This window comes from Streptomyces sp. NPDC005805, from assembly GCF_040630445.1.
Classification (GTDB): domain Bacteria; phylum Actinomycetota; class Actinomycetes; order Streptomycetales; family Streptomycetaceae; genus Streptomyces.
The window spans coordinates 18,053-36,491 of record NZ_JBEXXN010000055.1; the positions used below are offsets into that span (position 1 = coordinate 18,053).

The following is an 18,439-nucleotide window of genomic DNA, read 5'->3' on the forward strand; positions in this document are numbered from 1 at the left end:
CACCCGTCCGAGGTCAGGGCCCCGTCGGGGCGGTCCCCGCGACGCGGGCGGCCAGTTCGGTGAACGCCTCGGCGGTGGCCGGCCGCAGCCGCCCGAGGCCCGGCTCGGTGGCGGACGCCGTGGCGAGCGCGGTGTCGAAGGGGACCATCAGCGGCTTGTTCCGCAGGTCGAGCAGGCGCGTCGCGATGGTGCCGTCCGGCAGCGGCCGGTCCGTCCCGCCGAGCCGGGCGACGACCACCAGCGCACCGGCGGCCAGTTCGTCGTAACCGCCCGCGCGGAGTTCGGCCAGCCGCTCGCCGAGGGCGCGCACCGACTCCGGGGCGGCCGTGCAGCACATGACGAGCAGGTCGGTCAGGCCGAGCACGGTCCCGGCGGTGGCGTCCAGGCGCGGGGGTGCCCAGTCGGTGAGGATCAGCGGGTAGTGGCGGTCGGCCGTCGCCATGATGCGGCGGTACTCCTCGGTGTAGGCCGGGCTCGGCACCGAGTGGGTCGTGCTGTGCGCCAGGACCTCCAGTCCGGACGGGGTGGGCGCGGTCAGCCGCCGGAAGTCCTCGTGGGAGCAGTCGCCGGGGAGCCCGGCCGCCTCCCGCAGGGTGGCCGGGTTGCGGCGGCGGCCCGTACGGCCGTGGAGTTCGCCCCGCCCGGGCGCGCCGTCCAGGGCGAGCACGGGTTCGCCCCGGACGGCGGCGAGGACGGCGCCCAGCACCACCGTGGTGGTCGACCGCCCGGCGAGGGGGTGGGCGCCGACGACGGTGACATGGCGGCTGGTGGTGCGCGGGGTGCGGATGCGTGCCAGTCGGTCGGCGTGCTCGGCGCGCCCCGCGCCGAAGCGGGTGGTGCGCCGGCCGATGCGGGGTGCGGGGCGCCGGGGCACCGGCAGCAGGGCGGGCACCAGCAGGGGCCGGCCGGGCCCCTCGCGGCCGGGTTCCTCGTCGGGGGCCCTCCGGGCGGCCGCCTGGGCGTCCCCGGTGTCCGGTCCGGGGGTGCCCGGGGTGCGTCCGCCGGGGACCGTGCGGACCGGGCCGAGGACCGCGGGCCCGGCCATGGCGGAGGCGATGGAGACGTACCGGGCGAGGACGGCGGCCACCTCCCCGGCGGGCGGCCTGCGCAACGGGTTGTGGTCGACGCACTTCAGGACGAGTTCGCGCAGCGGGGCCCAGGTGTCGCCCTGCCACAGCTCCATGCCGTCGCGGAGGTAGTAGGTGGCCCGGTTGCCCTTGCTGCCGAGGGCGCGCAGGAGTTCGCCGAGGGCCTGGACGCTGGACGCCTGGGTCGGCGGGGCGCCCTCCCCCGCGTAGACGCCGTCGACGGCGCAGTCGGAGAGGCCCAGCAGCAGCACGGAGCGGTCGAGGACGACCACCGAGCCGGGCGACAGGTCGGCGGGGACGAGCCCCTGGAGGTGGCACAGGCTCAGCGCCCCGGCCAGATGCCAGCCGAGGGTGATGCTGGTGACGACGTCCAGCGGCGGCCTGGGGCCGATCGCGGTGTACGGGAGCAGATCGCTGAGCCGGACCGGGCCGGGTGTGCCGGGTTCCGGGGACGGGACGAGGGCGGCGGCCGTCCAGTTCCGGTCGCCGAGGGACTGGGCGCCGAGCAGCTTGGGCGCGTAGCGGCCGTCCATCCGGCGCAGGGCCTCGGCCTCGATGGTGAGCAGCCGGTTCAGCGAGGGGGGCATGTCGGGGCGGACGGCGCGCACGGCGGCCTCGTTGCCGTCGCGGTCGCGGCCGAGGTAGACCACGGTGCGGCGGCCGAGGCGGCGTCCCAGCAGCCGGTAGGGGCCGAGGTGTTCGGGGTCGGCGGGGGTGAGCGGGCTCCAGTCGTCGGCCGGGGCGCCGTCCTCCGCCTCGGTGTCCCGGACGGGTGCGGTGGGCTGGAAGGAGACGCCGAGGCGGGCAAGGAGGCGGCGTTCGACCACGGTGAAGGCGCGGAAGGTCTCGGGGAGGCCGTCGGCGCCGTCGGGGTGGGCGAGCCAGGCGGGGAAGTCCGGTGAGCGGCCCGCCAGTTGTTCCAGGCGGCGGCCGATGCTGCGGCTGGTGCGCAGGAGTTCGTCGCTGGGCACGGTGTCCAGCAGGGCGTTCTTGGTCTCCTCGGAGAAGTCGAAGACGCGGTGCTGCGCGGGCAGCGGGCCGGGGACCGGCGCGGGGTGGGGCAGCAGCAGTCCGCCGAGGAAGACCTCGGCGAGGTGGTCGGTCCCGGCCCGCCAGGGCACGGCGGCCTGGACGAGGCGCATCACGGGGACCGACACCGGTGACACGGCGGCGAGGTGGGCGGCGAGCCGGTACGCCTGCGGTGAGGCGGCGTCGCGGAAGTGCTGCACGCCGGTTCCGGCGACGGTGGCCGCGTCGGTGTGGCGGCGGGGCCGGGCGAGCAGCGGCAGTTCGCGGGTGGTGCCGGGCGAGGCGATCAGCGCGGCCCAGTCCCCGAGGGAGCGGGCGGTGGGTTCGAGGACGGGGACGGGGACACCGCCGAAGTCGGCGATGCCGGGCGGCAGGACCCGGTCGGTGACGGTCCAGGAGGTCCCGGCGCCGCCCCGGCGGCGGGTGGTGGCCTGCCAGCGGTCGGCCTGGATACCGGACCCCTCCCACAGGGCGGGCGGCAGGGTGTGCACGATCGAGACCGGGCCGCTGGCGGCCCAGGTGTGCAGGACCTCGTGCATCGCGCCGCCGCGCCAGGCGGCGCCCATGCCGTCGCTGAGGACGAGGATCAGGGTCTGCCCCGAGGGGTCGGTGAGGACCGGGGGCGCCATGGCGGAGGCGTCGGGGTCGAAGGGCTGGCCGCGCAGGACGGGGACGGACCCGCGGGTGTCGAGGCCGTGGACGCGGACGGAGCGGAAGGCGCCCAGGCGCTGCATAAGGGTGCGCAGTTCGGTGACGAGGCGGTGCCAGAGCAGCATCGACAGCCCGTCGTCGACGAGGAGCACCAGATGCAGCCAGCGTTCCCGGGCGGGGCGGGTGACCACGTCCGGCAGCCCGGTCTCGGCGAGGGCGGCGGCCGTGGCCGTCTCGTCGACCTCGTGGCGGCGGAGGCTGGGGCGGCGCTGTTTGAGGGGGCGCAGCGCGCGGCCGATGAGGAGTTCGTCGCGGAGGGCCTTGTCCTCCGGGGCCCGCAGGGGCATGGCCCGGCGGTCGGGCGGCGGCCCGTCCGGCGGGGTGGTCCGGCGCGCGCCGGGGCGGCGTTCCGGGGGGCGGTGGGCCGTGGGCCGGCGGGCGGCGGCGTGGAGTTCGGGCCCGCGCCCGGGGTCGGGGCCCGCGCCGGGTGCCTCGGCGCCGGGCCGGTCCTCGGCTTCGGTGCCGGGGGCGGGCGGGTCGTCGGGGGCGGGGCCGGGGCGGGGGCCGGGGTGCGGGGCGGGTCCGGCGAGCGGGAGGGTGTCGCTCCGGGGCAGCCGGGTGGCGAGCCAGAGCACGTCGAGGAGCTCCTGCGGGTCGAGGTCGCGGCCCGCGCCGCCCAGGACCCGCAGGGCCTCGCCCAGTCGGTCGCCCGCCGCCCCGGTCATCTCAGACCGTGCCCGTCAGCTGGTGCAGCACCGCGTCGAGGAGCCCGTCGGCGTCGAGGTCCACTCCCCCGGTGCGCAGGAACACGGCGTTCAGGAGCTGGTCGGTGGCGAGTTCGCCGGGGGCCCGGCGCCGCAGGAAGGCCTGGAGGAGGTCGTCGACCTCGCCGAGGGCGTCCTCGCCGAGGTGGGCGGCGACGATCTCGCGCAGCCGCTCCTCGTCGGGGACGGGCAGGTCGAGGCGGATGCAGCGGCGCAGGAAGGCGGGCGGGAAGTCGCGTTCGCCGTTGCTGGTGATGACCACGACGGGGAACTCGGTGCACTGGACCCGGCCGCGTGCCACGGGGACGGTGGCGTCGCCGTCGGCGGCGAGGACCTCGACGACGGCGTGCTCCTCGGGCAGCCGGACCAGTTCGGGGATCTCGAAGACGCCCTCCTCGAACACGGTGAGCAGGTCGTTGGGCAGGTCGACGTCGCCCTTGTCCATCTCGTCGACGAGCAGGGCCCGGGGGACCTCGCGGGGGACGAGGGCGGTGCCGAGGGGGCCGAGGCGGATGAAGCTGCCGAGGGAGGGTTCGGCGTCGCCCCGGTCGCGGCTGAGGGTGGTCTCGCGGAGCCGGCCGATCGCGTCGTACTGGTAGAGGGCGTCCTGGACGCCGGAGCGGCTGTTCACCGGCCAGCGCAGCAGCGGACCGAGGTCCAGTTCGTGGGCGACGGCCCGGGCCAGGGAGGACTTGCCGGTGCCGGCGGGCCCGGTGACCAGCAGGGGCCGGCGCAGATGGAGGGCCGCGTTGACGACGTCGGCGTGGCGCGGCGAGATCAGGTACGGCAGGGGGGCGCGGCGCCGGTCCGGGTCGGGGCCGGGCGGGCGGAAGCGGCGCCAGGGCGGGGCGGGCGGCATGGCGACGGTGCGGCGGACGCCGTCGCCGCGGAAGATCCGCCAGTCGGCGTCGGGCGGGCTGCTCATCGGCTCTCCTGCGGTTCGGACAGATGGAGTCGCGGTACGGTGCGGTCCGCGTCCGCCCAGGCCAGGACGGGCCGGCCGGGGTAGTCCCCGGGGCGGTGGACCGTCTTGGCCCGGTAGGAGCGGACCCCTTCGGGCAGTTCACGGGTGGTGACGGCGGTCATGTGGTCGACGGCGTGCGACTCGGCCCCGGCGCCGCGGTCCCAGACGACGACGGGCACGCCGACGGCGAGGCACACCTCGACGATGCCGTCCCGCAGGTGCCCCGCCGCGTCCACCGCGACGCGGACGGTGTCCTGATGGTCCATCAGCGTGCCGTAGATCTGCCGCGGGCCCGCGGAGCCGCCGGAGAACCGCAGGGATCCGCCGGTGTCCAGCTGACGCCAGCGCCGGCGCCACTCGGGGAGGAAACGCTCGTTGCGGCGCAGGAGTTCCGGGCAGTTGACGACCAGCGGGTACTCGGCGCCGAGGACACCGGGGACGAGGTCCCCGGGGTCGAAGCTCTCCCACTCGTCGATCGGCAGGTTGAGCCCGGCGCGGTCGACGAGGGCCTCCACGACGGGCCGCCGTTCGCCGGCGGAGGCGCGGTGGAGGGATTCCAGGACGCGCAGCAGGGCGCGGGCGGCCTCGGCGCCGCTGTGGTCGCGGTCGCCGTCGGTGGAGACCTGCCGGGGTCCGGCGCCCTCGTCGCACCAGATCCGCAGCCGGTAGCGGTCCGGCGCGCCGCCGCGGACGACATGGACGAGGACGCGGGGCGGCCCGGTGCGGGCGGCGAGGCCGGCGGTCCAGTCGTCGGCGTCGGAGCGCCGTTCGGCGAGGGCGGAGCGGGGGATGCCGAGGCGCTGGGCGACGCCGTCGCACCAGAGCCGCAGTCCGGCGCGGCGGTCGTCGGGGCAGAGGGCGGCGAGGTATTCGACGGCGCGCAGGAGTCCGGGCACCCGCGGGGCGGCGGCCTCGGCGCGGCTGTCGCCGGGGAGGCGTTCGATCCGTTCCAGGAGTTTCGCCGCTCCCCGGGGCCCGGCCGGGTCCGCCGGGTACTCGGCGGCCAGCGGGAGGGCGGCGCGCACGGCCTCGGGCAGGCGGGCGACGACGGTCTCGGGCAGCAGGGCGACGAGGTCGAGCAGCCGGGTGTGCTCCCGGGGCGAGAGGAGGCGGGGTACGGCGGAGAGCCGGCCGACGGCGAGGAGCTGCCCGACGGCGGCCGGGTCGCGCAGCCGCAGGATCTCGGTGAGCGCGGCCAGCGCCCGGGGTTCGGTGACCAGCAGGTGGGCGAACTCCTCGGGCGAGGGCGCCGATCCGTCGTCCGGGTGGTGCAGCCCGCAGCGGTCGGCGACGAGGCGGCCGAGGTCGCCGCGGAGGGTGGCGTCGGGGACGAGCCGGCGGACGGTCTCGGCGAGGAGGGGGTAGGCGGGGTCGTCGGGCGCGGTCCCGGGGTCGCCGACGAGGCCCGCGGCGCCTGCGGCCGCGAGTTCGGCGCGTATCCGCTGCCAGGGGATGGCCCAGCTGCGGCGGGCGACGTGCTGGGGGCTGTGGGGCAGGGCCCGGCCGGTGGCGGGGTCCTGGGGCGGCATCATGTGGGCGGCGACCAGGCCGACGACGGAGTGGTCGAGCACGGACCACAGGGCCCCGCCGCTGAAGGCCGGTCCGATGGACATGCCCGTGGGGTCGCCGTCGACGTAGCCGACGACGCCGTCACAGGTCTTGACCCGTACGTCGGCGAAGGAGCCGGCGAGTCCGCTGCTGTGCCAGGTCCGGAGGTTCTGGCCGGGCCGCATCGGCCGCCAGCCGGCGCGCGGGAGGACGGCCCCGGGCGGCGGCGCGAACCGCAGGACGGCGAGGTCGCCGAGCCATTCGCGGTCCTCCCGCTCGCGCACGGGGAGGGTGCCGTCGAGCCGCCGGGGCGGGACCCAGTGGGCCACCTCGGCGGTGAGCCGGCGCTCCCCCGTGCCGTCCCGGTGCACGATCCGGACGGGGGTGTCGCCGGGGCTCGGGGTGGCGAACACCGGCCGTCCCAGGGCGTCGTTGACGACATGGGCGCAGGTCAGCAGGAGCCCGGGGGTGAGCAGTACGCCGGCGCCGGCGCTCCGCTCGTCCCGGGTGCGCAGCACGGCGACGGCGCAGTGCCGGGCGTTGGCGGTCGCCGTGGCGCCCGCGCCGATGAACCAGCCCACCGGTCAGTCCGTGCGGGGGCGCGGCTGCCAGGTCGCGGAGACCTCGATATGGGCCTGGCCGCTGCCCCCGACGATGCCGAGCTTGAGGTCCTGGCCGATCTGGACGCCGAAGGTGACGTTGATCTCCTGCGGGGGTTCGGGCGAGGCCATCACGGCGTCGTGGACCTCCTGGAGGACCGTACCCAGGGGGTGCAGGGCGCGGCGCAGGGCGCCGACGGCGAAGGTGGCGCTCCCTTCGCCGCGGGCGACGGGGACGGTGGGGCCCATGCCGTCCGGGTCGTCGTATCCGCCCGCCGGCTCCCCGCCGGGAGGGCCAACCGTGCCGGGCGTACCGGGCGTGAGGACGAAGCGGACCGCCGTTCCGTCGGCGAGCTGCAGTTCGGTGTACGAGGTCACAGCCGCCATTGTGCCGATCTTCGGCCGTCCGCGCGGGAGTTGGGCGGATTCCGTCCGGCCCGCCCCCCGGCGGGCGCGGCGGTGCCCGGGCGGGGAAGTAGGCTGCGGGGACACACCCGCACGAAGGAGTCCGCGTTGTCCCTGTACGACATCCCCCTGCGCACGCTCCAGGGCACCGAGACCTCGCTCGCCGACCACGCCGGCAAGGCGGTGCTCGTGGTGAACGTCGCCTCCCGCTGCGGCCTGACGCCCCAGTACGAGGGTCTTGAGCGCCTGCAGAAGACGTACGGCGACAAGGGGTTCACGGTGCTGGGCGTGCCGTGCAACCAGTTCGCCGGGCAGGAGCCGGGCAGCTCCGAGGAGATCGCGGAGTTCTGCTCGGCGACCTACGGGGTGACCTTCCCGCTGCTGGAGAAGGCGGACGTGAACGGCGAGGGCCGCCATCCGCTGTACACGGAGCTGACCCGGGTCGCGGACGCGGACGGCGAGGCGGGCGATGTGCAGTGGAACTTCGAGAAGTTCCTGATCGCGCCCGGCGGCGAGGTGACCCGCTTCCGTCCGCGCACCGAGCCGGAGGCGCCGGAGGTCGTGGCGGCCGTGGAGGCGGCCCTGCCGGCCTGAGCCCTTCCGTTCCGTACGTCCGTCCACACGGCGGCGCCCCGGTCCATGGGGGACCGGGGCGCCGCCGTGTGCCGTGGCCGGCCGGTCAGCGGATGGGCATGCCCGCCAGGGTGCGGGCGATCACCAGGCGCTGGATCTCGCTGGTGCCCTCGAAGATGGTGTAGATCGCCGCGTCCCGGTGCATGCGCTCCACCGGGTACTCGCGGGTGTAGCCGTTGCCGCCGAGGATCTGGATGGCCTGGGCGGTGACGCTCTTGGCCGTCTCGCTGGCGAAGAGCTTGGACATGGAGCCCTCGGCGGAGGTGAAGGGCTTGCCGGTGGTGGCCATCCAGGAGGCGCGCCAGACCAGCAGCCGGGACGCGTCGATCCGGGTGCGCATGTCGGCGAGCTGGAAGGCGACGCCCTGGTTGTCGATGATCGGGCGGCCGAACTGCTCCCGGGTCCTGGCGTACTCCAGCGCCTCCTCGTAGGCGGCGCGGGCGGTGCCGACGGCCATGGCGCCGACGGCCGGGCGGGACGCCTCGAAGGTGGCCATCGCCGCGTTCTTCAGCCGCTCGCCGCCGCCCGCCTTCGCCCGCTCGCGGGCCCGGGCCAGGCGCTCGTCCAGCTTCTCCTTGCCGCCGAGGAGGCAGCTGCCGGGGACGCGGCAGTCCTCCAGGACGACCTCGGCGGTGTGCGAGGCGCGGATGCCGTGCTTCTTGAACTTCTGGCCCTGGCTGAGCCCGGGGGTGCCGGGCGGGACGATGAAGGAGGCGTGCCCCTTCGAGCCCAGCTCCGGGTCGACGACGGCGACCACGACATGCACGCCTGCGATGCCGCCGTTGGTCGCCCAGGTCTTGGTGCCGTTGAGGACCCACTCGTCCTTGGCCTCGTCGTAGACGGCGCGGGTCCGCATGGAGGCGACGTCGCTGCCCGCGTCGGGCTCGGAGGAGCAGAAGGCGGCGACCTTGACATCGTTGGCATCGCCGTACATCTGCGGGATCCAGGTGCCGATCTGCTCCTCGGTGCCGTTGGCGATGACGCCGACGGCGGCGAGGCCGGTGCCGACGATCGACAGGGCGATGCCCGCGTCGCCCCAGAACAGCTCCTCCATGGTCATGGGGATGCCGAGGCCGGTCGGGTCGAAGAACTGCTGGGCGTAGAAGTCCAGGGAGTAGATGCCGATCTTGGCGGCCTCCTGGATGACGGGCCAGGGCGTCTCCTCGCGCTCGTCCCATTCCGCGGCGGCCGGGCGCATGACATCCTTCGCGAAGCCGTTCAGCCAGTCGCGGACCTGCTTCTGGTCCTCGTTGAGATCGAGCGTGAACTCGGTCATGACCCCTCCAGCACTACGGCGCCCAGCAGCGCGTTACTTGCGGTAACCAAAGTCTGTTACCGATCAGTAGCACATGTCAACCGACGCAGCCGGATCACCGGTCCGGGCAGGTGGGTGTTACCTTGCGCGTCACGCATTTCGCAAGGGCGGGGAGAGTCGGATCATGGAGACCACGCAGCAGCAGCGCTCGGCGGACCAGCGGCGGCGCGAGCTGCTGGAGGCGGCCGAGCGGGTGGTCCTCCGCGACGGGCCGCAGGCCTCGATGAACGCGATCGCCGCCGAGGCGGGGATCACCAAGCCGATCCTCTACCGCCACTTCGGGGACAAGGGCGGCCTCTACCGGGCCCTCGCCAAACGCCACACCGACGCGCTGCTGCGGGCGCTGAAGGTGGCGGTGTACGCGCCGGTGGACCGCCGGCAGCAGGTGGCGGGCACGCTGGACACCTATCTCGCGGCGATCGAGGCGCGGCCGCAGGTCTACCGCTTCCTGATGCACCCCTCCGAGGACGGCGACCGCACCCCCGCCGAGCAGGGCTTCGACGTCGGCCGCCACTCGGCGCCACTGCTGCGCCGCCTCGGCGAGGAACTGGGCCAGGTCATCGCCGACCGCGCGGACCTCGGCCCCGGCGGGGAGCTGGTGGCCCGGGTCTGGGGCCACGGCATCGTCGGCATGATGCACGCGGCGGGCGACTGGTGGCTGGCCGAACGCCCGTGCGCACGCGAGGAGTTGGTCGAGAGCCTGACGGACCTCCTCTGCGGCCGCCTCTTCGACGCGCCCGATCGCGAGGTCACGCCGGAGGCGTGACCTCGCGCGTTCGACCGGGCTGCCACTCCAGCCCCGCCCGACAACTGCCACTCCAGCCCCGCCGGCGATTGAGGCGTCCCCGTGCCGGAAGCCGGACACCCACGGAAGCGCCCCCGCCCCGGCCCGGGACGGCAGCCACTCCAGCCCCGCCGGCGATTGAGGCGCGGGGGTCCGGGGGCGGAGCCCCCGGTTACGGGAAGGGGCGGGGTGGGGAAAGGGCCCGCAGCAGGCGCCCCCTACGCGCCGCCAACCCCCCGCACCCCCCGCACCCGCCCCACCCGCTCCGCGGACCCCCACGCCGCCCGCCCCACCCCCCGCGCCAGCCGCCCCCGGCGCCACCGCGTGAGCCGGTCCGCGTAGACCAGCCCGTCCAGGTGGTCGCACTCGTGCTGGAGGCAGCGCGCGAAGAACCCCGTGCCCTCCACCCGCACCGGCGCGCCGTCCAGCGTCACGCCCTCCACCACCGCCCGGTCGTACCGCTCCACCGGCGCCTCCAGCCCCGGCAGGGACAGGCAGCCCTCCGGCCCGCGCACCACGACCCCGTCCGCCGCCACGAGCACCGGGTTCACCACATGGCCGACGTGCCGCACGTCCTCGTCGTCGGGGCAGTCGTACACGAAGACCCGCAGCGGCACCCCCGCCTGGTTCGCCGCCAGGCCCACCCCCTGCGCGGCGTACATCGTGGCGAACAGGTCCTCCACCAGGCGCGCGAGGTCCACACCGGCGTCCGCGCCGGCACCCCCGCCGGGGTCCGCGCCGAAGTCCGTGACGGGCTCGCAGGGGGCGTGCAGCACCGGATCACCGAGCAGGCTCATGGGCCTGACCAGTCCGGAACTGCCGGGGATCGGCCGGTTTCGCATGGCGCCCAGCGTACGTTCCCGCGTGACCTCCACGTTTCCCGACGGTGCCGCGGTGCGGGACGCCGGGGATAGCTCGATAGGCTGGCTCCGGACCGACGCAAGGAGGATCAAGGACGATGTCAGGCAACTCGGAGCTGACGCCGCGTGCCAAGCTGGCCGTGACGGCGGGCAAGGCCGCGGCCGCGGTGTCGCGTGCCGCCGGACGCGGCAGCGGATCGGTGATCGGCGGCCGGGTGGCGCTGAAACTCGACCCCGACCTGCTGGGCCGGCTCGCACAGCACCTGGACGTGGTCCTCGTGTCGGCGACCAACGGCAAGACCACGACGACCCGGCTGATCGCGGAGGCCCTGCGCGCCGCCGGCCCGGTGGTCTCCAACGCCCTCGGCGCGAACATGCCCGCGGGCATCACCTCCGCGCTGGCGGGCGGCTCGGACGCCCGCTTCGGTGTGATCGAGGTCGACGAGAAGTACCTCTCGGGCGTCGCCCGGGACGTCACGCCCAAGGCGATCGCGCTGCTCAACCTCTCCCGCGACCAGCTCGACCGCGCCGCCGAGACCCGGATGCTGGCCGAGAAGTGGCGCGAGGGACTGGCCGGCTCCAAGGCGACCGTGATCGCCAACGCCGACGACCCGCTCGTCGTCTGGGCGGCCTCCTCCTCCCCCAATGTCGTATGGGTGGCGGCGGGCCAGGAGTGGAAGGACGACGCCTGGTCCTGCCCGTCCTGCGGCGGTGTGATGCAGCGCCCCGGCGACGACTGGTTCTGCGGCGAGTGCGGCTTCCGCCGCCCCTCCCCCAGCTGGGTGCTGAGCGGCGACCACGTCATCGACCCGCACGGCAGCGCCTGGCCGATCCACCTCCAGCTCCCCGGCCGGGCCAACAAGGCCAACGCCGCCACCTCGGCCGCCGTCGCCGCCGCCTTCGGGGTGCCGCCGCAGGTCGCCCTGGAGCGCATGTACCAGGTGCAGGCCGTGGCCGGCCGGTACGACGTGGTCTCCTTCCTCGGCCGCGACGTGCGCCTGCTCCTCGCGAAGAACCCGGCCGGCTGGCTCGAGACCTTCTCCCTGATCGACCCGCCGCCCACCCCGGTGATCCTCTCCGTCAACGCCCGGGGCGCCGACGGCACCGACACCTCCTGGCTGTGGGACGTGGACTACACCCGGCTCGCCGGGCACCCGATCTTCGTGATCGGCGACCGCCGCCTCGACCTGGCCGTGCGCCTGGAGGTCGCCGGCCTGGACTTCCGCGTCTGCGAGACCGTGGACGAGGCCGTCCAGTCCGCCCCGCCCGGCCGGATCGAGCTGATCGCCAACTACACCGCCTTCCAGGACGTGCGCCGCCGCGTCGGCAACTGAGCACCCGGACAACGAGCTGCGGACGGACGAAAAGGACCATGGGAATGAGTGACAGCAGCCTGCGTCTGGTGTGGGTCTACCCGGACCTGCTCAGCACCTACGGCGACCAGGGCAACGCCCTCGTCGTCGAGCGCCGCGCCCGCCAGCGCGGACTGGACGTCCTGCGCATGGACGTGCGCAGCGACCAGCCGGTGCCCACCTCGGGCGACATCTACCTGATCGGCGGCGGCGAGGACCGGCCCCAGCGGCTGGCGGCGGAGCGGCTGCGCAGGGACGGCGGCCTGAGCCGGGCCGCCTCCAACGGCGCGATCATCTTCTCGGTCTGCGCGGGCTACCAGATCCTGGGCCACGAGTTCATCAACGACCTCGGGGAGCGGGAGCCGGGCCTCGGCCTGATCGACGTGGTCTCCACCCGCGGCGAGGGCGAGCGCTGCGTCGGCGACGTCCTCGCGGACATCGACCCGCGCCTAAACCTGCCCCAGCTCACGGGCTTCGAGAACCACCAGGGCATCACCCATCTCGGGCCCACCGCCCGCCCGTTCGCACGGACCGTCTTCGGCCGCGGCAACGGCACCGGCGACGGCACCGAGGGCGCCTACAACGACACCGTGTTCGGCACCTACATGCACGGCCCGGTCATGGCGCGCAACCCCCAGATCGCGGACCTGCTGCTGAAGCTGGCCCTCGATGTGAACGCCCTGCCGCCGACCGACGACCGGTGGTACGAGGCGCTGCGCGCGGAGCGGATCGCGGCGGCCACGCAGCCCGCCTGACCGGTCTCCCGACCCGTCTCCGGGAGGCGCGAAACCCCCCGCTCGGAAAGCCCGCCTGACGGTCTCCGCGCTCACCCGAGCACCCATTCCCGCGGCCCCTCGCTCACCTGAGCGAGGGGCCGCCGACACGGTCCCACCAGGCGGACGGCCGGTTTCGGAACGGGGTCCGCGCGCCGGTAGGGTGGCCCCGATCCAACCGGACGACGTGGTCCGGGAGTCGGCCCACGTTTGCAAAGGTTCTCGGGCTATGCGCATTGGTGTGCTCACCTCCGGCGGCGACTGCCCCGGTCTGAACGCCGTCATCCGTTCCGTCGTGCACCGCGCCGTCGTCGACCACGACGACGAGGTCATCGGGTTCCACGACGGCTGGAAGGGCCTCCTGGAGTGCGACTACCGCAAGCTCGACCTGGACGCGGTGTCCGGCATCCTGGCGCGCGGCGGCACGATCCTCGGCTCCTCCCGGGTCCAGCCGGCGCATCTGGTGGACGGCGTGGAGCGGGCCAAGGGGCATGTGGCCGACCTGGGGCTCGACGCGATCATCCCGATCGGCGGTGAGGGCACCCTCAAGGCGGCGACCCTGCTGTCCGAGGCGGGTCTGCCGATCGTCGGCGTGCCGAAGACCATCGACAACGACATCGCCTCGACCGATGTGACCTTCGGCTTCGACACGGCCGTCGGTGTGGCGACCGAGGCGCTCGACCGCCTGAAGACGACCGCCGAGTCCCACCAGCGGGTGCTGATCGTCGAGGTCATGGGCCGCCACACCGGCTGGATCGCCCTCCACTCGGGCATGGCCGCCGGCGCCCACGCCATCGTCGTCCCGGAGCGCCCGTTCGACATAGAGGAGCTGACCGCCCGGGTCGGCGAGCGCTTCTCCAAGGGCAAGAAGTTCGCCATCGTGGTCGTCGCCGAGGGCGCCAAGCCCCGCGAGGGCACCATGCGCTGGGACGAGGGCGGCAAGGACATCTACGGCCACGAGCGTTTCGCCGGTGTGGCACGGCAGTTGTCGGTCGAACTGGAGCACCGCCTCGGCAAGGAGGCCCGCCCGGTCATCCTCGGCCACGTCCAGCGCGGCGGTACCCCGACCGCGTACGACCGGGTCCTCGCGACCCGCTTCGGCTGGCACGCGGTGGAGGCGGCGCACCGGGGCGAGTTCGGGATGCTGACCGCGCTGCGCGGCACGGACATCGTGATGGTCCCCCTCCAGGAGGCGACCCGGACCCTGAAGACGGTCCCGACCGACCGCTACGCCGAGGCGGAGTGCGTCCTCTGACGGGACTCCCCCAGGACACCGTGCCCCCGGACGCGAGCGCGTCCGGGGGCACATCTAGTCTGGTCCGGACAACAGGCACGAATCGGGAAGCCCCGGGAGTACGCAGATGGATCACAGCGGGCACGGCATGACGATGGATCTGCCGCCGTTCACGCTGGGACGGGGGCTGGAGCTCTCGCCGGACCCCTTCTTCCTCGTCGCGTGCCTGGCCGCGCTCGGCCTGTACGGGTGGGGGGTCGCCCGGCTGCGGCGCCGGGGGGACGCCTGGCCGGTGGGCCGCATGATCGCGTTCACCACGGGTGTGCTCACCATCCTGCTGGTGATGTGCACCAAGCTGAACGACTACGGCATGGTCATGTTCAGCGTGCACATGGTGCAGCACATGATCATCAGCATGGTGACGCCCATCCTGGTGCTGCTCGGCGCGCCGATCACCCTCGCCCTGCGCGCCCTGCCGGTGGCCGGCCGGGACCGCACCGGGCCGCGCGAGGTGCTGCTGAGCCTTCTGCACAGCCGCTACATGCGGATCGTCACGCATCCCGCGTTCACCATCCCGCTCTTCATCGCCAGCCTCTACGGCCTGTACTTCACGCCGCTGTTCGACTTCCTGATGGGCTCGAAGACCGGGCACATCGCGATGATGGTGCACTTCCTCGCGGTCGGGCTGGTGTTCTTCTGGCCGATCATGGGCGTGGACCCCGGCCCGCACCGCCCCGGCTATGTGATGCGGATGCTGGAGCTGTTCGCCGGGATGCCGTTCCACGCGTTCTTCGGCATCGCGCTGATGATGGCCTCCACGCCCATGGTCGGCGCGTACGCGAGCCCGCCGGCCTCCCTCGGCATCGACGCGCTGGACGACCAGCACGCGGCGGGCGGGATCGCCTGGGCGTTCAGCGAGATCCCGTCCGTGCTGGTGCTGATCGCGCTGGTCTACCAGTGGTACCGCTCCGAGCAGCGGGTGGCCAGGCGCCAGGACCGGGCCGCGGACCGGGACGGCGACAAGGAGCTGGAGGCGTACAACGCGTACCTGGCCTCGCTCCAGGCGCGCAGCGGCGGACGCTGACCGCGCGGCGGAGCCGCCGTGCACGCCACGGGAGGGCCCGGCACCGGTGATTCGGTGCCGGGCCCTCCCGGCAGTAGCGCGACACGCCGGTCAGGGGCGACCATGGTTCCTGACGGTCCCCGCCGTCGAAGGAGGGCGCAGATGTCCAGTCCGACGAAGGTGATGGGAGTGCTGACCGTCGGGACCCTGGTGGTCGTGACGGCCTACACGGCGGCACTCGGCAGCAACGGATGGCTCTGGTTCGGCTGGGTCGTGCTCGGTCTGGTGACCGTCGGAGTGGTCACCTCCCGCAGCAGCACCTGAGCCGCCAGCGCACACCGGTCCGCTCAGAAGCGGAAGACGGCGCCCGTGGTGGCGGCCAGCTCGCAGGCGTTCGGATAGGTCTTGTGCCAGGCGGTCGGCCTGCCGCGCCACGCGCCGGTGGCGCTGACCGTGACCGGGTCGTACTGCTTGGTGCAGGGCGCCCCGTCGCCGGGCAGCCGGTCCATGTCCCCCTGCGCCTCGTCGAGGGCGGCGCACGCGGCGGCCGCCCGCGGGTGCGGCCCGGCGGGCTCGGGGGCGCAGTGCAGCAGGACGCCCCGGATCCAGGTGTTCTCCGAGCCGGACACGGTCAGAAACAGCCCGCGCGGCTTCTCGGGCTCCTCCGGGGTGTCGGCCTCGTCCTCCGCCGGCACGGCCGCCGGCTCCGGGGCACGGGCGGAGTCCGCGTGCGGGGTGGGCGAGGCCACGGCGGGCGCGGCCGAGGGCAGGCCCGCCGCCGAGGCGAGAAGGGCGGCTGCGACGAGGGCGGCGGTGCGGTGCATCCGGTGCTCCTGGCGGGGAAGCCGGCGTGCGGGCCGGCGTGGGGGGTCGGGCAGGCCATAGAGCACCGTCCCCCGCGCCGCACCGCAAACAGCCGCGCCGCCCCCGTCGCGCGTACGGGTGCGGGATTGGCCCGGACGGCTGTCCGGGCCAATCCCGCGCGGCGCGGGGCAGAGGTCAGTGCCCGTGGCCGTCCGGGGCGTGCGAGTCACCGGGCTCGGGCCGCTGCCCGGAGGGCTCGGCCGCCGCCCCGTCCGTCGTCACGGTGAAGGCCGCGGTGCGGACCGTGCCCTCGTGCCGGAAGTCGAGGAAGAGGCGGTACGCGCCCTGGCTCGGCGCCGTCGCGGTGAAGGAGATCCCCGGCCCGGGGCGGGTCTTCCCGTCGCCCGGTTCGCCGTTCGGGTGGACGTGCAGGTAGGCGAGGTCCCCGGAGCGCAGCGCGACCAGGTGGCCGTAGGCGCCCAGGTAGGGCTGGAGGTCGGTGACCGGGCGGCCGTCCCTGGTGACCGTGAGGGTCAGCTCGGCGGGCTCGCCCGGGCGCAGCCGGCCCGTCAGGGCGACCTGGTAGCCGTCGACGGTGACCGTGGCCTCGGGCCGGGGCAGCGGGCGGGGTTCCGCGTCGCCCGCGACGGCCAGGTCGGTGCCGAGGGTGACGCCCTCGCCGGTGGCCTCGGGGACGAAGTCGGCGAACACCCGGTAGCCGCCCGCCTCGGGCAGGTCGACCGGGGTGGACCAGGTGCCGTCGGCGGCCCGCACGGGGTGCAGGTGCCGGAACTCGGTCAGGTCGCGGGAGGCGACGATCAGATGGAGTTCCTTGTCGTGCTCGCGGCGGTACTCGGTGACCTTGCGCCCGGTCCGGTCCTCGACCACGGCGAAGCGCAGCTCGGCGGGCCGGCCGGCGTCGATCCGGGTGGTCTCCAGGTCGAGTGTGTAGCCGCCCTCGGAGACCTGGAGCCCGCCGGGCGGTTCCTCACCGTGACCGGAGGCCGCGGGGCTCTCGCGCCCCGGCTCGTGCGGGGCCGAGTGCCCGGCGGGCTTCTCCGCCTCGCTGACGACGGGATCGAGGCCCTGCCCCACCCCGTACGCCGCGCCGAAGGCCGCCGCGAGCGCCGCGGCGAAGGCGGTGATCTTGGCACCGGTCTGCATGACGCGCTCCTCCCTCCGGGGCCGCCTGGCTGCGACCACAGACACCACGATACCCCCTAGGGGTATCGAGTCAACCGGTCCGGCCGGATGAAACGAATACACCCAGGGGGTATCTGAGCAGAGGGTTCGCAGCCGAGGGGCCGCTGGGGCCGCTACGGGGAGGTCACCGAGTCCAGGTGCGCGAAGACGACGACGTTCTCCGTGTAGTCCTTGGCCTTGCGGTCGTACTCGCCCCCGCAGGTGATCAGCCGGAGCTGGGCGTCGGGGGTGTCCGCGTACACCCGGTCGTTGGGGAAGTCGTCCTTCTCGAAGTTCTCGACGGAGTCGACCACGAAGGTCACCGTGGACCCGTCCTCGCGGAGGATGTCCACCTTGCTGCCCTTCTTCAGCATTCTGAGCTGGAGGAAGACGGCCGGGCCGGTCTTGGTGTCCACATGTCCCGCGACGATCGAGGTGCCCAGCTCACCCGGGGTGACGCCCTCCTGGAACCAGCCGACCAGGTTCCGGTCGTCCGGCGGCGGGGCGTCCAGACGGCCCTCCTCGCCGATCGACAGGCCCATGAACGGGGCGTCGACGGCGATCTCCATGATCTTCAGCCGCTCGGGCACGGAGCGGGGCGCCGCGAGGTACTTCGGGGCGGCTTTGCTCGGCGAGGGCGCGGCCGTGGGCGCGGCGGACGGGGAGGCGGAGGCGACGGCGGCCGGCTGCGAGGGCGGCTTGGCGTCGTCCGTGGTGTCGAAGGAGTTGTAGATCAGCAGGACGCCGAGAACGGAGGCGATGACCGGCCAGAGCATGGCGCGGCCGAAGGAGCGGGGTGCGGAGTGGGACTGCTGGTGCTGGCCGGAGGACTGCTGGCTGTCCATACGGGACGTCGCGCCTTTCGCTGACGGGCGGGATGGCTGGCGGGCGGGCCGGGTGTGCGGGGCCGGCCCGGTGGTCCGGGCGGCAAACGCCGACGCCGTGGCCGCCGCCCTGGGGGTGGGCGGCGACCACGACGGGGACTGCGTACGGAACGTCAGGCCGCGGCGGACCCGGTCGCGCCACGGCGGCGCATCACCATGGCGCCGGCGCCGACACCACCGAGGAGGAGCAGCGCGCCCGCGGCGAGGCCGCCGCCCGAGAGGGCCGTGCCGCCACCGCCGGTGTGGACGCCACCGCGCGGCTTCTCGTGCTTCCAGGACTTCTCGGAGTCGTCCTTCTCCCACTTCTTGTCGCTGGAGGAGGAGTAGCCCTCCTTCGAGGACTCGTCCTTCTTCCAGTCGTCGGCCGTGACACCGGCGAGCGCGCCGCCACCGGCGTGGACACCACCATGCGGCTTGTACTTGCCGCCCTTGTCGTGGTCGTCCTTGTCGTCCTTCTTCCAGTCGTCGGCCGTGACACCCGCGAGGGCGCCACCACCGGCGTGCACG

Annotated in this window: 16 protein-coding genes and 1 pseudogene; 7 read left to right on the forward strand and 10 right to left on the reverse strand. The window is 74.5% G+C overall.

Annotation, left to right across the window (positions count from 1 at the left end):
- Positions 1–13 precede the first annotated feature (13 nt).
- From ABZ457_RS24770 to ABZ457_RS24785, 4 genes are read right to left on the reverse strand one after another with little or no spacing between them, the layout of a single operon-like run.
- Complete coding sequence (locus tag ABZ457_RS24770; protein ID WP_359161112.1) at positions 14–3,493, reverse strand: SAV_2336 N-terminal domain-related protein; 3,480 nt, start codon at positions 3,491–3,493, stop codon at positions 14–16.
- Position 3,494: 1 nt separating this feature from the next.
- On the reverse strand, positions 3,495–4,457 hold the full coding sequence (locus ABZ457_RS24775; protein WP_359161115.1) for a MoxR family ATPase: 963 nt from the start codon (positions 4,455–4,457) through the stop codon (positions 3,495–3,497).
- The gene (locus ABZ457_RS24780; RefSeq protein ID WP_359161118.1) at positions 4,454–6,625 is read right to left on the reverse strand and encodes a trypsin-like peptidase domain-containing protein; all 2,172 of its coding nucleotides are present in this window, start codon (positions 6,623–6,625) and stop codon (positions 4,454–4,456) included. Before ABZ457_RS24780 ends, ABZ457_RS24775 begins: the two co-directional genes overlap by 4 nt.
- A 3-nt stretch (positions 6,626–6,628) precedes the next feature.
- On the reverse strand, positions 6,629–7,021 hold the full coding sequence (locus tag ABZ457_RS24785) for a CU044_2847 family protein (protein WP_359161121.1): 393 nt from the start codon (positions 7,019–7,021) through the stop codon (positions 6,629–6,631).
- Positions 7,022–7,156: 135 nt separating this feature from the next.
- Between ABZ457_RS24785 and ABZ457_RS24790 the strand changes: the two genes are divergently transcribed.
- Positions 7,157–7,642 carry a glutathione peroxidase gene (locus ABZ457_RS24790; RefSeq protein WP_359161124.1) on the forward strand — a complete coding sequence of 162 codons (486 nt, stop codon included), beginning with the start codon at positions 7,157–7,159 and terminating at the stop codon, positions 7,640–7,642.
- A gap of 85 nt (positions 7,643–7,727) precedes the next feature.
- Here ABZ457_RS24790 and ABZ457_RS24795 read toward each other — a convergent pair whose 3' ends face one another.
- Positions 7,728–8,957 carry an acyl-CoA dehydrogenase family protein gene (locus ABZ457_RS24795; RefSeq protein ID WP_359161127.1) on the reverse strand — a complete coding sequence of 410 codons (1,230 nt, stop codon included), beginning with the start codon at positions 8,955–8,957 and terminating at the stop codon, positions 7,728–7,730.
- Between the two features lie 163 nt (positions 8,958–9,120).
- Between ABZ457_RS24795 and ABZ457_RS24800 the strand changes: the two genes are divergently transcribed.
- Positions 9,121–9,762, forward strand: coding sequence for a TetR family transcriptional regulator (locus ABZ457_RS24800; protein WP_359161130.1), 642 nt, complete (start codon positions 9,121–9,123; stop codon positions 9,760–9,762).
- A 236-nt stretch (positions 9,763–9,998) separates the two neighbouring features.
- Here the strand turns inward: ABZ457_RS24800 and def are convergent, their stop codons facing one another.
- Positions 9,999–10,622: a peptide deformylase gene (gene def / locus ABZ457_RS24805; protein WP_359161133.1), complete on the reverse strand. Its 624-nt coding sequence runs from the start codon at positions 10,620–10,622 to the stop codon at positions 9,999–10,001.
- Between the two features lie 116 nt (positions 10,623–10,738).
- Here def and ABZ457_RS24810 point away from each other — a divergent pair, with 116 nt between their 5' ends.
- The 5 genes from ABZ457_RS24810 (at position 10,739) to ABZ457_RS24830 (ending at position 15,386) form a co-directional block, all read left to right on the forward strand.
- Positions 10,739–11,974, forward strand: a complete 1,236-nt coding sequence (locus ABZ457_RS24810; RefSeq protein WP_359161136.1) for a MurT ligase domain-containing protein — start codon at positions 10,739–10,741, stop codon at positions 11,972–11,974.
- 44 nt (positions 11,975–12,018) lie between these two features.
- Positions 12,019–12,747: a glutamine amidotransferase gene (locus ABZ457_RS24815; protein WP_359161139.1), complete on the forward strand. Its 729-nt coding sequence runs from the start codon at positions 12,019–12,021 to the stop codon at positions 12,745–12,747.
- 247 nt (positions 12,748–12,994) lie between these two features.
- On the forward strand, positions 12,995–14,020 hold the full coding sequence (locus ABZ457_RS24820; protein WP_026277975.1) for a 6-phosphofructokinase: 1,026 nt from the start codon (positions 12,995–12,997) through the stop codon (positions 14,018–14,020).
- Positions 14,021–14,126: 106 nt separating this feature from the next.
- Positions 14,127–15,083, forward strand: a complete 957-nt coding sequence (locus tag ABZ457_RS24825; RefSeq protein ID WP_359161143.1) for a cytochrome c oxidase assembly protein — start codon at positions 14,127–14,129, stop codon at positions 15,081–15,083.
- Positions 15,084–15,224: 141 nt separating this feature from the next.
- On the forward strand, positions 15,225–15,386 hold the full coding sequence (locus tag ABZ457_RS24830) for a hypothetical protein (protein ID WP_018849586.1): 162 nt from the start codon (positions 15,225–15,227) through the stop codon (positions 15,384–15,386).
- A 23-nt stretch (positions 15,387–15,409) separates the two neighbouring features.
- Here the strand turns inward: ABZ457_RS24830 and ABZ457_RS24835 are convergent, their stop codons facing one another.
- The 4 genes and pseudogenes from ABZ457_RS24835 to ABZ457_RS24850 form a co-directional block, all read right to left on the reverse strand.
- Complete coding sequence (locus ABZ457_RS24835; protein ID WP_359161146.1) at positions 15,410–15,886, reverse strand: SSI family serine proteinase inhibitor; 477 nt, start codon at positions 15,884–15,886, stop codon at positions 15,410–15,412.
- Positions 15,887–16,061: 175 nt separating this feature from the next.
- Positions 16,062–17,030, reverse strand: coding sequence for a hypothetical protein (locus ABZ457_RS24840; protein WP_359161149.1), 969 nt, complete (start codon positions 17,028–17,030; stop codon positions 16,062–16,064).
- A 152-nt stretch (positions 17,031–17,182) separates the two neighbouring features.
- Positions 17,183–17,893: a class F sortase gene (locus tag ABZ457_RS24845; protein WP_359161152.1), complete on the reverse strand. Its 711-nt coding sequence runs from the start codon at positions 17,891–17,893 to the stop codon at positions 17,183–17,185.
- Between the two features lie 152 nt (positions 17,894–18,045).
- Positions 18,046–18,439: pseudogene (locus ABZ457_RS24850) on the reverse strand (hypothetical protein); the annotation flags it as partial.

Excerpts from the sequence above, each read along its gene's own strand:
- ABZ457_RS24770 (WP_359161112.1), bottom strand. The coding sequence starts at position 3,493 with ATGACCGGGGCGGCGGGCGACCGACTGGGCGAGGCCCTGCGGGTCCTG.
- ABZ457_RS24825 (WP_359161143.1), top strand. The coding sequence starts at position 14,127 with ATGGATCACAGCGGGCACGGCATGACGATGGATCTGCCGCCGTTCACG.
- ABZ457_RS24835 (WP_359161146.1), bottom strand. The coding sequence starts at position 15,886 with ATGCACCGCACCGCCGCCCTCGTCGCAGCCGCCCTTCTCGCCTCGGCG.
- ABZ457_RS24840 (WP_359161149.1), bottom strand. The coding sequence starts at position 17,030 with ATGCAGACCGGTGCCAAGATCACCGCCTTCGCCGCGGCGCTCGCGGCG.
- ABZ457_RS24775 (WP_359161115.1), bottom strand. The coding sequence starts at position 4,457 with ATGAGCAGCCCGCCCGACGCCGACTGGCGGATCTTCCGCGGCGACGGC.
- ABZ457_RS24810 (WP_359161136.1), top strand. The coding sequence starts at position 10,739 with ATGTCAGGCAACTCGGAGCTGACGCCGCGTGCCAAGCTGGCCGTGACG.
- ABZ457_RS24830 (WP_018849586.1), top strand. The coding sequence starts at position 15,225 with ATGTCCAGTCCGACGAAGGTGATGGGAGTGCTGACCGTCGGGACCCTG.
- ABZ457_RS24820 (WP_026277975.1), top strand. The coding sequence starts at position 12,995 with ATGCGCATTGGTGTGCTCACCTCCGGCGGCGACTGCCCCGGTCTGAAC.
- ABZ457_RS24795 (WP_359161127.1), bottom strand. The coding sequence starts at position 8,957 with ATGACCGAGTTCACGCTCGATCTCAACGAGGACCAGAAGCAGGTCCGC.
- ABZ457_RS24845 (WP_359161152.1), bottom strand. The coding sequence starts at position 17,893 with ATGGACAGCCAGCAGTCCTCCGGCCAGCACCAGCAGTCCCACTCCGCA.
- ABZ457_RS24800 (WP_359161130.1), top strand. The coding sequence starts at position 9,121 with ATGGAGACCACGCAGCAGCAGCGCTCGGCGGACCAGCGGCGGCGCGAG.
- def (WP_359161133.1), bottom strand. The coding sequence starts at position 10,622 with ATGCGAAACCGGCCGATCCCCGGCAGTTCCGGACTGGTCAGGCCCATG.
- ABZ457_RS24815 (WP_359161139.1), top strand. The coding sequence starts at position 12,019 with ATGAGTGACAGCAGCCTGCGTCTGGTGTGGGTCTACCCGGACCTGCTC.